12 protein-coding genes are annotated in these 13,989 nt (G+C 65.2%); 2 read left to right on the forward strand and 10 right to left on the reverse strand.

The window, feature by feature from the left end:
- Position 1: 1 nt before the first annotated feature.
- The 10 genes from murD to dinB all read right to left on the reverse strand — a co-directional run bounded on the left by murD (position 2) and on the right by dinB (position 12,193).
- On the reverse strand, positions 2 to 1,579 hold the full coding sequence (gene murD / locus J7I84_RS11315) for a UDP-N-acetylmuramoyl-L-alanine--D-glutamate ligase (RefSeq protein WP_214944535.1): 1,578 nt from the start codon (positions 1,577 to 1,579) through the stop codon (positions 2 to 4).
- Positions 1,561 to 2,670, reverse strand: coding sequence for a phospho-N-acetylmuramoyl-pentapeptide-transferase (gene mraY / locus J7I84_RS11320; protein ID WP_214944537.1), 1,110 nt, complete (start codon positions 2,668 to 2,670; stop codon positions 1,561 to 1,563). Before mraY ends, murD begins: the two co-directional genes overlap by 19 nt.
- Entirely contained in the window at positions 2,667 to 4,130 is a 1,464-nt protein-coding gene (gene murF / locus J7I84_RS11325; RefSeq protein ID WP_214944539.1) for a UDP-N-acetylmuramoyl-tripeptide--D-alanyl-D-alanine ligase, read from the reverse strand. The genes mraY and murF overlap by 4 nt, the downstream gene beginning before the upstream one ends.
- Positions 4,131 to 4,136: 6 nt before the next feature.
- Positions 4,137 to 5,768, reverse strand: coding sequence for a UDP-N-acetylmuramoyl-L-alanyl-D-glutamate--2,6-diaminopimelate ligase (locus J7I84_RS11330; RefSeq protein WP_214944541.1), 1,632 nt, complete (start codon positions 5,766 to 5,768; stop codon positions 4,137 to 4,139).
- A 97-nt stretch (positions 5,769 to 5,865) separates the two neighbouring features.
- Entirely contained in the window at positions 5,866 to 7,668 is a 1,803-nt protein-coding gene (locus J7I84_RS11335; RefSeq protein WP_214944543.1) for a penicillin-binding protein 2, read from the reverse strand.
- 48 nt (positions 7,669 to 7,716) lie between these two features.
- Complete coding sequence (locus J7I84_RS11340) at positions 7,717 to 8,439, reverse strand: hypothetical protein (protein ID WP_214944545.1); 723 nt, start codon at positions 8,437 to 8,439, stop codon at positions 7,717 to 7,719.
- A complete protein-coding gene (gene rsmH / locus J7I84_RS11345; protein ID WP_214944547.1) occupies positions 8,436 to 9,428 on the reverse strand; it encodes a 16S rRNA (cytosine(1402)-N(4))-methyltransferase RsmH in 993 nt (330 codons plus the stop codon). The genes J7I84_RS11340 and rsmH overlap by 4 nt, the downstream gene beginning before the upstream one ends.
- 167 nt (positions 9,429 to 9,595) lie before the next feature.
- Entirely contained in the window at positions 9,596 to 10,024 is a 429-nt protein-coding gene (gene mraZ / locus J7I84_RS11350; RefSeq protein WP_018763545.1) for a division/cell wall cluster transcriptional repressor MraZ, read from the reverse strand.
- Between the two features lie 364 nt (positions 10,025 to 10,388).
- Positions 10,389 to 10,760, reverse strand: coding sequence for a DUF3040 domain-containing protein (locus tag J7I84_RS11355; protein ID WP_214944549.1), 372 nt, complete (start codon positions 10,758 to 10,760; stop codon positions 10,389 to 10,391).
- Positions 10,761 to 11,011: 251 nt separating this feature from the next.
- Positions 11,012 to 12,193 carry a DNA polymerase IV gene (gene dinB / locus J7I84_RS11360; protein WP_214944630.1) on the reverse strand — a complete coding sequence of 394 codons (1,182 nt, stop codon included), beginning with the start codon at positions 12,191 to 12,193 and terminating at the stop codon, positions 11,012 to 11,014.
- Between the two features lie 175 nt (positions 12,194 to 12,368).
- Here dinB and J7I84_RS11365 point away from each other — a divergent pair, with 175 nt between their 5' ends.
- The gene (locus J7I84_RS11365; protein ID WP_214944551.1) at positions 12,369 to 12,893 is read left to right on the forward strand and encodes a hypothetical protein; all 525 of its coding nucleotides are present in this window, start codon (positions 12,369 to 12,371) and stop codon (positions 12,891 to 12,893) included.
- On the forward strand, positions 12,890 to 13,984 hold the full coding sequence (locus J7I84_RS11370; protein WP_214944553.1) for a polyprenyl synthetase family protein: 1,095 nt from the start codon (positions 12,890 to 12,892) through the stop codon (positions 13,982 to 13,984). Before J7I84_RS11365 ends, J7I84_RS11370 begins: the two co-directional genes overlap by 4 nt.
- Positions 13,985 to 13,989: the final 5 nt, after the last annotated feature.

Raw genomic sequence — 13,989 nt, forward strand, 5'->3', positions numbered from 1 at the left:
GTTACTCCTCGCCGGTTTGGGCCTGCCCTTCCACCAGCTCGCGGACAGCGTCGATGAAAGCACCACCACGGTGAGCGTAGGAAGAGAACTGATCCATGGAAGCAGCTGCCGGAGCCATGAGCACGGTGTCGCCGGATTCGGCGAGCCGGGCTGCTGACGCAACGGCCCAGGACATCACCTGTTCTCCATTTCCGGGGGAACCGGCAGTGGTGCTGACGGGCGCCGAAGCAGTCTCCACTCCTTCAGTGTCACCTGCCCCCGGTTCGATCACCGGGACATCCGGCGCGTGTCGCTGGAGGGCTTGCCGGAGGTGCGAAGTGTCCGTTCCAATCAGGACAACGGCCTTGAGCCGTGCCGCGTGGTCCCGCACCAGGTCGTCATAGCTCACGCCCTTTGACAGGCCACCGGCAATCCAGACCACCTTGCTGAACGCTGCCAGGGATGCTGACGCCGCATGGGGGTTGGTGGCTTTCGAGTCATTGACCCACAGGACACCATCCAGGCGGGCCACGGGTTGGATGCGGTGGTCGCCGGGCACGTAGTCGAGGATGCCTTGGCGGACAGCCTTGGCCTCCACGCCGTATGCCCGCACCAGGCCGGCAGCGGCAAGGGCGTTGGCCACCATGTGGCGCGGGGCAAGGGGTCCAAGGTCGGCCATGGAGGCAAGCTCCGCTGCGCTGTTCCTGCGTTCTTCAGTGAACGCCCGGTCCACCAGCAGCCCTTCCACCACGCCGAGCATGCTGATGGCCGGCGTCAGGGTGGTGAAGCCAACGGCGCGGCAGCCTTCCACGACGTCCGCGTTCTCCACCATGCGTTCGGTTTCCACCTGCTCGGCGTTATAGATGCAGGCTTTCTGGGTCCGCTCGTAGACCTTCGCCTTGTCTGCCAGGTAGGAATCGTAGGAGCCGTGCCAGTCGACGTGGTCTTCGGCTACGTTGAGGCAAACGCTGGCTACGGGCGAGACTGATTCCGCCCAGTGCAGCTGGAAGCTGGAAAGTTCCACCGCGAAGACGTCGTACTCCACCGGGTCCCGAAGGGCGTCAAGGATGGGGGTGCCCACATTGCCCACGGCAATAGCCTTGAGGCCTGCGGCCCTCAGCATCGACTCCGTGAGGCCCACCGTGGTGGTCTTGCCGTTGGTGCCCGTGATGGCCAGCCAGTCCGCCGTCTTCCGGCCTTCCCTGACCCGGACGCGCCAGGCGAGTTCGACGTCGCCCCACACCGGGATGTGCGCCCTTGCCGCTGCTGCCAGCAGCGCCTGGTCCGGACGCCATCCGGGCGAAGTCACGATCAGTTCCGGCAGTTCGCCGTCGATCCGCGGGAGGTGGGTCACCGCGTCCGGGCCCAGCAGCACGTCCGCGGCACCCACGATTTTCAAAGTGTCGGCATGCGCGCGTGCAGTGTCGCTGGTGGCGGCATCCACCACCACCACGCGGGCGCCGAGCTCAATCAGGGTGTCCGCGGCGGCGAAACCGGAGACGCCGATGCCTGTCACGGCGACACGCAGGCCGGCCCAGTCGGAGTCCCAGGAGACGAGGTTTGCCAGGCGGGGGGAAACGGTCACAGCAGTACAACCCATTCAGCGTAGAAGATGCCCAGCCCCACGGCGACGAAGAGTCCGCCCAGGATCCAGAACCGGACCACGACGGTCACCTCGGCCCACCCCTTCAATTCGAAGTGGTGCTGCAACGGTGCCATCTTGAACACACGTTTTCCGCCGGTTGCCTTGAAGTAGCCCACCTGGATGATGACGGACAGGGTGATCAGCACAAAGAGGCCGCCCACGATGCCCAGCAGCAGTTCCGTGCGGGAGAGGATGGCGAACCCGGCCACGGCTCCGCCAATGGCCAGCGATCCGGTGTCGCCCATGAAGATCTTGGCCGGTGAAGTGTTCCACCAAAGGAAGCCCACCAGTGCGGCGCTGAGGATGGCGGCGAGGAGCGCCAGGTCCAGCGGGTCCCTGACGGAGTAGCAGCCGCTGCCGGCTTCCCGGGGGGAACCGCAGGCCTGGTTGCTCTGCCATATCCCCATGAGCGTGTAGGCGCCGAAGACCATGATGGACGCTCCGGCAGCAAGGCCGTCCAGTCCGTCGGTAAGGTTCACGCCGTTGGTGGCGGCAGTGACGATCAGGTTGGACCAGATGACGAACAGGACCGCGCCGAGGACGGTCCCGCCAAAGGCGAGGTCCAGCCAGGGAAGGTCGCGGACCAGGGAGATCTTCGTTGACGCCGGGGTCAGCCCGGTGTTGTTGGGGAAGTTCAAGGCCAGGATGGCGAAGATGATGCCGACGGCGGCCTGGAGGATGAGCTTGGCCTTGGCGTTCAGGCCCAGGCTCCGCTGCCGGGAGATCTTGATGAAATCGTCCAGGAAGCCCACCAGGCCCATGCCCACCATGAGGAACAGCAGGATGAGGGCTGAGGCGGAGGGCCCGGGCGAGTCCGGGTTCATCATCAGCATGATGAGGTGGGTGAGCCCGTAACTCAGCAGTACTGCGGCCACCACCACGGTCCCGCCCATGGTGGGTGTTCCGCGCTTGGTGTGGTGGGATGTGGGGCCGTCGTCACGGATGAACTGGCCGTAGCCGCGGCGCACCAGCAGGCGGATGAACAGTGGAGTGCCCACCAGGGCACAGAGCAGGGCCAGGCCTGCGCCGATCAATAGAGCAATCACAGCAGAGTGCTCCTTTCGTCGGCAGGGGTCGGGGCTGGGGGTAATGCTATCCGATCGCCCAAATGGCGAAGCCCCACGCTGTTGGAGGACTTGAACAGCACCAGGTCACCCGGCTGCAGTTCTGCGTCCAGCACGTCATAGGCCTCATCCACTGTCTCCGCAAAGAGGCATTCGTCGCCCCAGGATCCCTCCTGCACCGCGGAGACGTAGAGGGCACGCGCTTCCCGGCCCACCACCAGCAGCCGGGAGATGTTGAGGCGGACCACCTGGGTGCCTACGGCAGTGTGCTCGCGGATGGTGTCCTCGCCCAGTTCCAGCATTGCCCCCAGCACCGCCCAGGTGCGGCGTCCCCGGCCAAGATCGGCCAGGGTGCGGAGGGCCGCCCGCATTGATTCCGGGTTGGCGTTGTAGGCATCGTTGATGATTGTGACGCCGTCCGCGCGTTCCGTCCGTTCCATGCGCCAGCGGCTGGCGGCGGCCTGGTTGCTCAATGAATCTGCAATGTGGTCCCCCGGCACTCCGGCGGCCCATGCGGCCGCGGCGGCTGCCAGCAGGTTTCCCATGTGGTGTGCGCCGATGAGCCGGCTCCTCACATGCCGGGGAACGACCCCATCGGGAAGCTGGAGGTCGAATTCGGGGCTGCCCCCGGCATTGGTATCGGCGTTGAGCGCCTGGACCTGTGCCTCCGGACGTCCTTCAGCGGAAAAGCCGAGGACCGCGGCAGGGGTTCGGCTGCGCATGGCTGCGACGCGTTCGTCGTCGAGGTTGATGATGGCGGTTCCCGAGGCGGCAAGGCCTTCAACCATCTCGCCCTTGGCCAGCGCGATGTTCTCCACTCCCCCGAACTCACCGGCGTGCGCCGTGCCTACTGCCAGGACCACCCCAATGTCCGGCTTGACCATGTCAGCCAGGTAGCGGATGTGGCCGATGCCGGTCGCCCCCATCTCGATGACCAGGTACCGGGTATCGGTGCCCGCACGGAAGACGGTGAGCGGGACGCCCACCTCGCCGTTGTAGGAGCCCTGCGGCGCCACGGTGTTGCCCTCCGTGGCCAGGATTCCGGCCAGCAGGTCCTTGGTGGTGGTCTTGCCGGCGGAACCGGTAATGCCCACGACTGTCAGCTGGCTGCCGGCTTGTGCGCGTGCCGCACGGATGCGGCGGACGGCTTCAGCAGCGAGGGCTCCCATCGCCAGGACGGCGTCGGGAACCACGATGGATGGGTAGGCGGTGCCGTCGGTGCGGGCAACGGGGCGCTCAACAAGTGCCAGGACCGCGCCGGCGGCGAAAGCCGCGTCAATGAAATCGTGGCCGTCGGCGTGCTCGCCCGGCTTCGCGACGTACAGCGAACCCTGGATGGCTTCGCGTGAATCCGTCACCACCGAGAGGGGCATGATTCCGGGATCGGCGTCCAGGCGCCCGCTGGTGATTTCGGCGATTTCCGCCGCAGTAAGTGCAATCATCTCGGTCTAGGACTCTATCCGGTCGGCGTGGAGAACGTTGAATCCCCTGGCTGTCAAGGCGGTGCGCAGTTCCACCCTGTCGTCCAAGGCGAGATTGACGCCCTTCACTTCCTGCCATACCTCGTGGCCGCGGCCCGCGACGAGGATGGTGTCCTGGGGACGTGCCAGCGCAACAGCATGCCGAATGGCTTCGTCACGCGGGAAGACCTCCAGCAGTGCGGTGCCCAGGGACTCGCTTTCAAGGACGTCGCGGGCCCCGGCCAGCACATCGGCACGGATCGCTGCCGCGTCCTCGTCGTGCGGGTCGTCGTCGGTGATGATCACTGTGTCGGCGAGGCGCGCCGCGATGGCACCCATTGCCGGGCGTTTGCCTTGGTCCCGTTGTCCGGTGGCACCGAAAACGACGATCAGGCGGGAGCCCGGTTCCGGCGATCGCACTGCTTCCAGGGCCCGCGCCAGGGCGTCGGTGTTGTGGGCAAAGTCCACCACGGCCGCAGGGCGATCGGAGATGAGCTGCATGCGTCCGGGCACGGCAACGGTGAACGGGTCAGCTTTGTCCAGGGCCGCCTGCAGGTCAGCCGCGGCGACGCCGGACGCCAGCACCATGATCGTCGCCAAGGCTGCATTGGCGACGTTGAAGCTGCCGGGCAACCCGGTGTGGACCTTCAGGACGGCGCCTTCAGGGCCCGCAAGGGTGAAATCGGTCCCAAGGGCCCGCGGCGAGGTCGCGGTAACAGTCCAGTCCGCCGGGGCCACGCCGCTGGTGCTGAGGGTGGTGACAGGCACCACGGCGCTCCCTGCGAGCTGCCGGCCCCACTCGTCATCGACCGTTACTACGGCCCGCCGGGCGCGGGCGGGAGTGAAAAGCTCTGCCTTGGTGGCGAAGTACTCCTCCATGGTGTTGTGCAGGTCCAGGTGGTCCTGGGTGAGGTTGGTGAATCCCGCCACGTCGAAGAGGAGTCCGTCCACCCGCTGGTACGAGATGGCATGCGAAGACACTTCCATGGCTGCGGCGGCGAGCCCGCGTTCGCGCATGAGGGCAATGAGGCCGTGGACCTCGGGCGACTCCGGCGTGGTGAGGAGGCTGGGGATCGACTCCCCGCCTGCCAGGATCTCGATGGTCCCGATCAGCCCGGGCTGCAGTCCCAACGCCCGGAGCAGCGAAGTGATGAAGTAGGTGGTGGTGGTCTTCCCGTTGGTACCGGTGACCCCGAAAAGCTGCAGCGGCCGGCCGTCTGCAGGCTGGCTCCGGTAAATCATGGCAGAGAGCGGCCCCACCACGTTACGGGGCTTGTCAACGACGAGCACGGGCACGGACGTGTCCGCGGACAGGGCAAGGAGGCGCGCGCCGGCGTCGTCCGTCACGACGGCGGCCGCCCCGGCAGCGATGGCGTCCGTGGCAAAGTCGGCGCCATGCCTGCTGGCTCCCGGCAGCGCCATGTACAGGTCGCCGGGCTCCACGGTGCGGGAGTTGAGGGATATGCCTGTGATCTCCACGTCGGCGGCTGGGGCGGGGACCGCTACACCGAGGGCTTGCCCGACGGCGGCCAGCGGGACGGCCGCCACGGCTGCGGGCCGGAAACGGCCTGGACTTTCATCCCGGGCAGCGTCGCTGCCGGGCGTGGTGAACTCTGACAAGGGGATCTCCGATGGTGCTAGTGCGTGCCCGGCATGGTTCGGCCCCGGGCACTGTGTTGCGCTGGATGCTGCTGGTACTCCCGGCGTGAAGCGCCAGTTATTTGGCGTACTGGGGCATCCTGGCCGGCTCGCCGGTTGAAGGCTGGACGTTGTAGGTCCGCAGCGTCTGGCTCATGACGGACCGGAACACCGGACCGTTGGTGATGCCGTAAATGCTGCCCTTCGGCCGCTGGAGCACCACCTCCACAATAAACCGCGGATCATCCATCGGCGCCATTCCCACGATGGAGGCGGTGTAGCCGCAGTACCCGGGCTTGCCGTCGTCGCACGGCGACTCGGACGTGCCGGTCTTAGCCCCAACCCGGTACCCGTCGATGCCGGCGTCCTTGATTTCACCCTCGGTAACTGCGCTTTCAAGGATGTCCTTGACCTGCTGGGCAGTGCCACCCGAGACCACCTGGCGGGAGGGCTGGGCCGGCACCTTCTGCTCCTTGCCATCGGGCGAAATATACGAGTCGATCAGCCGCGGCTGGAGCATGACACCGTTGTTGGCAATGCTCTGGTACGCCCGGACCGTCTGCAGCGTGGACTGGGAAACGCCCTGCCCGAACAGGACGGTGTATTGCTGGCGCCCGTCCCACTGGTCCGGGGGTGAAAGGATGCCCGATGCAGTCGCCGGCAGCCCGATGTCCGGCGCCTCGCCAATGCCAAACTTCTTCAGCCAGTCGTAGCGCTGTTCCTTGCTGAGCCGCTGGCCGGCCATCACGGTTCCGGTGTTCATGGAATACCCGATGATGCCCGCCAGCGTCCGCTCCTCCGTCCCGTGCGTGAACGCATCGCTGAACGTCTGGCCATCCACTGTGTAGGTGGGGGGAATAGTGAACTTATCCAGCGGACTGGCAAGGCCCTCGTCGATAACAGCGGCAGCCGTGATCATCTTTTCGACAGAGCCAGGCTCGTAGGCTGCGGTCACGGAGCGCGTGCCACGGTCCTTCGCCGCCACCAGGCCCGGGTTGTTGGGATCCGGTGCGTTGGTGTCCGCCAAGGCAAGAAGGTTACCGGTCTTGGCATCCATCACTATGATGGTGCCCCATTCGGCGCTGAGTTTGTCCGTCTGGCTCTGGATGGCCTGCTGCGCGAAGTACTGGAGGTCCGAGTTGAGGGTGAGTTTGACGTCCTTGCCGTTCTGCGGCGGGGTCAACTCGTCAAGGCCCACGGGGATGCGAAGGCCGTCGGCGCCGATCTCGAACAGGCGCTTGCCGTCCGTACCCTTCAGCTGGTCGTCCTGCGTCTGTTCGATGCCGGCCAGGCCCGTGGCGCCGTCCTGGAGGAACCCCACCACTCCCCCTGCAACGGCACCGTTCGGGTAGACGCGTTTGCTGACGCCTTCGGCAACGATGCCCGGAACCTGGAGCTTGGAGATGCGGTCCTCAACGTCCGGCTTCACGTCCTTGGCCACAATGTAGTACGGCTGCTGGCCGGTGACGGCATCCCTGACAGCGTTGGTGTCCATGCCGAGGGCAGAGGCAAGTTCGGAGATGGCCTGGTCGCGGCTGACGTCCACCAGCTTTTCGTGGCCGTCCGTTTGCTCCAGCCGCTTGTAGGAGTCTGTTTTGGTGTTGACGCGCTGGTCGACCACGATGTTGTAGCGGATCACGCTGTTGGCCAGCACCGTGCCGCGCGAGTCCAGGATGCTGCCCCGTTCGGCCGGCAGGATGGCTGACGTCATCCGGCTGTTGAGTGCAGCTTCCGCCATGCCGCCCACGTCCAGCCCCTGCACCAGGAAGAGCTTCCCGCCCACCACCAACAGGAGAGTGAGCATGATGCCCAGTCCCAGGCGCAGCCGCCGCGTGGCGTTGGGTACCTTGCTTTTTCCTGCTTTGCCGGTCGTCTTCGCCACCGTGAATTTCCTTGCTGCTCGACGCTGCTGCCTGACCTGCCTGCTGGCCTACTGTCCGGGGGCCTTCTGCTGCGGTGCCGGAACAGAGCCGCCGTGAAGTTCGGGGGCCGGAGTTGCCGCCGCTGCAGCTGCGGCCTGCGCAGCCGCCTGGGCAGCAGCGGCCTGGGCTGCAGCGCTCTGGGCTGCGTCGGAGGTGGGAGCCGCGGCGGCAGCCTTGGCGGCTTCGGGCGTGTTGGCTTTGTCAGCGGCTGGACCCTTGGAATCCGTGGCCTTGGACGCCGGCGGCACAATGAGCTGGCCAGCTACGGCGGGCGATGGGATCACTGCTCCTGTTGCCGCGCCCTTGACTGCGGGGGTGGCTTTTCCGGTTACCGACAGTGTGGACAGGTCAATCTGGCCTTTGACCGTGGATGCCACCATGCCCAGTTCGGTGGCCTTGGCCGCGAGGTTCTGCGGGGCCTCGAAGTTCTGCACCTGCTGGGTAAGATCCTGGTTGGTCTTGGTCAGCGTGTTCTGCTTGGCCCGCAACTCCACCAGCTGGTACTGCGCCGTGGACACCGAGATGTTCAGGACCAGCACCGCCACCAGTGCTACGGCAAGCATGGCAAAGCACAGCACGACGAAAGGGGCACGCCGCTTCCGCGGGGCCGAGCGGACCACGGAGAGCGGTGTGCGGGTTCGCTGTCCCCCGCCGGGTTTGCCCCCCGGCCTGGTGTCGGGCGCCGAGCTGCCGGAAACAACGGGAAAGTTCTTGACGGCGGCGGTGCTCATGCAGCTCTCCTGGCTCGGATACGTTCTGCCGCGCGGAGCCTGGCGGAGGCAGCGCGCGGGTTTTCGGCGATTTCGACGGCGGTGGGCACCTCAGTGCCTTTGGTCAGGGTCTTGAGTTCGGGCTTGTGTTCTTCCAGTTCCACCGGGAAACCAAGGGGAGCCGAAGACTTGGAGCGGGACTGGAAAACGCCTTTGACGATCTTGTCCTCCAGCGAGTGGTAGGACATGACCACGATGCGGCCGCCGAGGGCCAGGGATTCGACAGCGGCGGGAACCGCCCGTTCCAGGACGTCGAGTTCTTCGTTGACCTCGATCCGCAAAGCCTGGAAGGTCCGCTTGGCGGGATGTCCACCGGACTTCGCGGCGGAGCCGGGAACAACCGAGCGGATCTGCTCGACGAGTTCGCCGGTGGTGGTGAATTCCTTGACCGCCCGCGCTGCCACAATCCTGTTGGCAATCCGTCCGGCGAACTTCTCCTCGCCCCACTTGCGGATGATCCGGACCAGGTCCTCTTCGCTGTAGGTATTGACCACGTCAGCGGCGGTCTGGCCCCGGCTGGTATCCATGCGCATGTCCAGCGGCGCATCGAATGAGTAGGCGAAACCGCGCTCACGCTCGTCCAGCTGCAGGGATGAGACACCCAGGTCCATGAGGATTCCGTGCACTTCGGCAACGCCGAGGTCGGCCAGGACGTCCTCGATTTCGTCGTACACCGCGTGAACCAGGTCAGTCCGGGCGGCAAAGGGCGCAAGCCGCTCCCCCGCGAGTGCCAGTGCTTCCTCGTCCCGGTCGATGCCGATGAGGTGAAGGTCGGGAAACCGCTGGAGCATGGCCTCGGAGTGCCCGCCCATGCCAAGGGTTGCGTCGACGGCAATGGGTGTCTCACCGCGCAGTCTTGCCGCTTCAAATCCTGGTGCCAACAAATTGATGCACCGGTCGCGAAGGACCGGTACGTGGCGTTCGGACGTGGGCTTGGGTTGATCGGTCATGCCTGGTCCTTTCGCGCCGTCGTTGTCCCCTGCTGCTTCTGGAACCAGATCCCCATCCGCGCCTATCGTCCTGCCCGCCTGGCTCCGGGGAAGGTGAGCCAGGTTGGCAGCCGATGGGCCGGCTGGAGATCTCATCCAAGAAACCAGCTGCCACCCCGCTCCGGAATTCAGAGAATGCCCGGAATGGGATCGTCAGTTTCGGAAAAGGCCGTCTCCTTCTCCGCGAGGTATTCATTCCAAGCCTGGGCGTCCCAGATCTCGGCGCGGGTACCGGCGCCGATAACGGCAAGTTCCCTTCCGAGTCCCGCATACTCCCGGAGCGCCGGTGGAATGGTCACGCGCCCCTGCTTGTCAGGTACCTCGTCCGAGGCTCCAGAGAGAAATACGCGGATATAGTCACGTGCCTGCTTGGAGGAGATTGGAGCCTCCCGCATCTGCTCGTGCACCCGCGCAAATTCCTTCTCGCTGAAGACGTAGATGCAACGCTCCTGGCCCCTTGTGAGAACCAGCCCGCTGGCAAGCTCCTCACGGAACTTAGCGGGGAGAATGATCCGTCCCTTTTCATCCAGACGCGGCGAGTGAGTGCCCAGAAACACTGGCCCACCGCCTGTCCGCCGTCAGGAATTGCCCATCCCCTATGTTGCAACCACCCTCTTATGTCCTCCACATTACTCCACTTTCCACCACAGTCAACGCAAAACGGCCTCGGGGCCCGCCAGAACGTGGGAATAGTTCCTTGAAATGCCGCGGAATGGACACGGTTGTGGGAAGTGGAGGGAATGTCGCGCGGCGGGGCCTTGTGAATTCCATCAGCCCGCGGGATGGACGGCATTCGAGGGCAATGGGCCTTTAAATGCGAAAAGACCCGCCGGGGCGGGTCTTTTCCTGCAGTCCCTTGGTGTCAGGGGAGCGAAATGGAGGAGCCGGGAGCGGTGGCCGCGGCCGGCCTTCCGGGGCGGCTTACGGTTCACCCCTGCGGCGCTCGTCCCACCGCTCCTCGAGGCTGCTCATAAACGAACTCCGCTGCTTGCCAGGCTTTCCCCCGCTGGCCTTGGAGCGGGCTTTGCCTTGGGAACTGCGCAAAGTGGCGAAGTAAACCCCGCCGCCCATGACCACGAAGCCCAGCACGCCCACAAATATGCTCTGGAGGGTTACCCCGACCAGCAACAGGAAGACGCCGGCCAACGCGCACAGGACCCCAATGACCACATGCCTGGTAGACCATGACCGCCCCGGATCCGAACCCATTGAGTTCGCAAATTTGGGGTCGTCCTCGTGAAGCTGCTTCTCAAGCTGCTCAAGCAGCTTCTGTTCGTGCTCCGACAGCGGCATCACGACCTCCTTTTGTAGGCCAACGTCCGGGCTGATCCCAGCCACTACTACTACCCCGTAGAACGCCTGCTGTTGCTGGAAAGTTCCCGCCGGCCAGCCTTGGCCAAAGCGGGAACCCAGCATGCGTTCGCGGGAGCGGGAGCATGTCCAAGAGGGTCCGGCAGTAAGTCCATTCACTCGAAACTATGTATCTCTAAGGATAGATTGTTGAGGGCCGATCTGAAAGACGGCAATGACTTCGCCGGAGCCTGTCAGGCGGGCCGTTGCGTGCTGTCGCCCGGCCGGTTTTCCGGCTCCATCAGGCGAGCGGGAAGGACCGATTTGTTGCCGAATTTCCGTGCCACCTCATCCAGTACCTGCTCGGCCGCGCGCCAGTTGTCATCCCTGCGGTCAATGCTCAGCTGGAGCGAGGTCCGGGCTGCTTCCTCAAGTTGCTCAGCCCTGACGCCCACCAGCCGCACGGCCATGGCCCTTGTCCCCACGGACTCCAGGAGTTGAAGTGCCACCGCGTAGATCAGCTGGGCGCTGTCCACCGGAGTCTGGACTGTCCTGCTCCTGGTGATGGTGGAAAAGTCGGCGAACCGCAGTTTCAGCGCCACGGTCCGGGCCAGCATTCCGGAGCTCCGAAGGCGTCCAGCGGTGCGGTGGGATAGCCGCAGCAGTTCCCGGCGAAGGAGGGCATCGTCGTCGGTATCCACGGCGAAGGTCTCTTCCGCTCCGATGCTCTTTTCCAACCGCACCGGGGTCACGGGACGGGGATCGATGCCCCATGCGAGCTGGTGCACGTGCTCGCCCGTTGCGCCCAGGACCTTCTTCAACGACGACACCGGGGTTGCCGCCACGTCCGCCACGGTCCTGATTCCCATCTTTGCCAGCACCTCTTTGGTCTTGGCGCCCACACCCCAAAGAGCACCCACCGGCAAACTGTGCAAATAAGGCACGGTCTGGTCCGGCCCTATGAGCAGCAGCCCGTCCGGCTTGCACCGCGTGGACGCGATCTTGGCGACGAACTTGGTCTCCGCAATGCCCACCGAGGCGGTGATGCCAAGTTCCGCAGCGACACGGTGGCGGATAAGCTCACCGATCCCCCTGGGCGGTCCAAGCCGCCGCAGTGCGCCTGTGACGTCCAGGAAGGCCTCGTCGACGCTAAGCGGCTCGACGAGTCCCGTGATGGATTCAAAGATGGCCATCAGCTGCCCGGACACCTCGTAGTAGAGCTTGTGCCGCGGTTCGATCACCACTGCCTGCGGACACATCCGCATTGCCACGGCCATGGGCATCGCGGATTTGACGCCGAAGGCGCGGGCCTCGTAGGACCCCGAAAGGACCACTGAGCGCTCCCCCGGGAAGCCGACGATCACGGGCTTGCCGCGAAGTTCGGGGCGGGTGCGCAGCTCCACCGATACAAAGAAGGCATCCATGTCCACGTGCATGATGCACGTGCGCCGCCGGCCCGGAAGGGGCGCGGCGGATGCCTGGTTCTTACCTGCGGGCCCCACGGCTGCAATCCTATCGGTTTGTGCCGACAGCGCCGGTTTGTCCGGGGAGCATTGCAGGCTGGCTAAACTAAAGGCTGGTTCCGCCAACAACACCAGGAGGAAAGTCTTCGTGACGGCTATTGGATACTTCAAGCCAGCTGGCCTGGCCGCGCTTGCCGCCGTTGGGGCGCTGGTCCTGGCTGCCTGTAGCCAGACCCCGTCCGGACAAGCCGAGCCATCCCAGCCTGCTACCGTTGCCGCCACCCACTCCACCCTGACGGCTTCACCCAGCCCGTCGGCGTCGCCCAATACCTCCGCAACCGTGGGCGCCATGGTGGAAGGCTTTCCGAAGCAACTCCTCCCTCTGATGACCGGGGCAACAGTGGTCTCCAGCAGCTTTGATAAGGCCTCCACGCCTTCCACTGCAGCGCTCGTGGGAACCGTCACGGCACCCACCGCCTCCGTCATCGACTTTTACAGCAAGGCCCTGGAAGGCCAGGGTTTCAAGGCCGTTCCCGGCGACAATGTGGGCGGAGTGGCCTCCAAGGATTTCGTTCGCGGTGATAACGAGACTGTTAACCTCTCGGTAGTTGAAGCCGCCGGCGTTTCCACCTTCACCATCGGTGCCAATGTGGCAGCTGAGTCAGCAAAGTGACGGCCGCCGAACAGCTGAGGAATGAACAGGCCGGCTTCGTAGCAGGGGTGGCCGGAGAGCTCACGGGTTTCCTGACCGCACGGCAGTCCGTGATGTCCGGCATTTCCCCGGACATCGAACCCATCATGGGTTCAATATCCAATTTGGTTACCGGCGGAAAGCGACTCCGCGCCCTGATGTGCTACTGGGGCTGGCGGGGTGCAGGTGGCGAGGCCGGGGCCAGCCAGGTGGTCACGGCCGGCGCTGCGCTTGAGCTGTTCCAGGCGGCCGCCCTGATCCACGACGACATCATCGACCGTTCGGATACCAGGCGGGGCGGCCCCAGCGTGCACCGCCGCTTCAGCCAGCTGCACACCTCGCAGGGCTGGGCGCTGGACAGCGAACGGTTTGGCCAGGCTGCTGCCATCCTTGCGGGTGACCTTTGCCTGTCCTTCAGCGAGGAGGCGTTCACAGACATCGGCGAGCGTGCTGCCTCCGGAAGCCGGGCCAGGCTGATCTTCAACCTCATGCGGGCAGAGGTCATGGCCGGCCAGTACCTGGACATCCTGGAAGAAGTGGCAGGTCCGGTCCGGGACCGGGCCGGAGCGGTGGGCAGGGCGCAGTCGATCATCCGGTTCAAGAGCGCCAAGTACTCAACGGAACATCCTTTGGCGCTGGGAGGAGCCTTGGCTGGAGCCTCCAATGAGTTGCTCCGGGGCTACTCCGCCTTTGCCCTTCCGCTGGGCGAGGCCTTCCAGCTCCGCGATGACGTCCTGGGCGTGTTCGGCGATCCGTTAACCACCGGCAAGCCGGCCGGGGATGACCTGCGCGAAGGAAAGCGGACCGTTTTGGTGGCCCTCGCCCTGGACCAGGCTTCGCCGGAGGAGTCGGCATTCATCGATGCCAGCCTTGGCAGCCCGGATCTATCGGACGCCGACATCCTGGAGATCAGGCGGATCATCGAGGATTCCGGAGCGCTGCAGGCCACCGAAGTCCTCATCAACGAATTCGGCGCTGCAGCTTTCCATGCGCTTGATGGGCTTGACTTGGAAGAGTTGCCCAAAACGGCCCTGCGGAGGCTGGCTGAGGCCACCGTCAGCCGCGCCTCCTGACGCGG

Origin of the sequence: Arthrobacter sp. ISL-85 (genome assembly GCF_018613675.1) — a bacterium.
GTDB lineage: Bacteria > Actinomycetota > Actinomycetes > Actinomycetales > Micrococcaceae > Arthrobacter.